Source organism: Anoxynatronum sibiricum (genome assembly GCF_039414295.1).
GTDB lineage: Bacteria > Bacillota > Clostridia > Peptostreptococcales > Tindalliaceae > Anoxynatronum > Anoxynatronum sibiricum.
The window spans coordinates 1-874 of sequence record NZ_JBCITM010000051.1; the positions used below are offsets into that span (position 1 = coordinate 1).

Here is an 874-nt window from a genome sequence, read left to right on the forward strand (position 1 = left end):
GGATCCACTTCTTCCAGGAAGAAGGCTTCAAACTGGCCGGCACAGTAGAGGCCGCAGGTGGCTCTTTCTTTGTCATAGGGACAGCGGTAGCAGTAGGGGTACAGGGCCCGGTGGATGCCCGGGGCAAAGGGGCCAAAGCCAAACTTGTAGGGTTTGACCTTGCTGGTCATGCCCATGGTCAGGTTGGTGCGGCCATGGAAGGCACCGGTGAAGACGATGACCTCAGAGCGGCCGGTGTATTTCCGGGCGATCTTAATGGCATTCTCCACGGCTTCGGCGCCGCTGTTCACCAGCATGGTTTTCTTTTGAAAGTCACCGGGCAACAGCTGGTTCATCTTTTCTGCCACCCGCATGTAGTCTTCGTAGAGGACCACGTTGATGCTGGTGTGGAAGAATTTCTCTGCCTGGTCTTTCACGGCGTCAATGACTTCCGGGTGGCTGTAGCCGATGTTCAGTACACCGATGCCGCCCACGAAGTCTAAGAACACATTGCCGTCCACATCCTGGAACAGGGCACCTTCGCCCTTTTCCACAAAGACGGGGGTGTTGACAGAGACGCCGGCGGGGACATTGGCTTCCCTTAGCTTTAACAGTTCCTGGCTTTTGGGGCCGGGTACGGGGGTGGTGATACGGGGGCCTTGCAGTGGCATGGGGGTTTCCTCCTTTGGTTAGTCGGCCCAGATGGCTTCGTCGGTGGGCACGGGTTTGTCTTTCAGGTAGTAGCCGATGCGGGAGATGTTGATCATGTGCTTGTAGGTGAAGTTTTCAGAGATGATGTTGTTGCCCCAGGTACCGCAGCCCAGGGTGGTGGTGGGGGCAAAGCCGTTAAAGAGGCTGCCGCCGGCAGAGGTGGAGCTGGGTTGGTTGATCACCA

Annotated in this window: 1 protein-coding gene and 1 pseudogene; both read right to left on the reverse strand. The window is 57.3% G+C overall.

All coding sequences use genetic code 11. The features are described from left to right. A partial coding sequence (locus tag AAIG11_RS17890; RefSeq protein ID WP_343187549.1) for an aspartate aminotransferase family protein occupies positions 1–650 on the reverse strand: 650 nt, incomplete at its 3' end. A gap of 18 nt (positions 651–668) precedes the next feature. Further along, positions 669–874, reverse strand: a pseudogene (locus AAIG11_RS17895) (aldehyde dehydrogenase family protein); the annotation flags it as partial.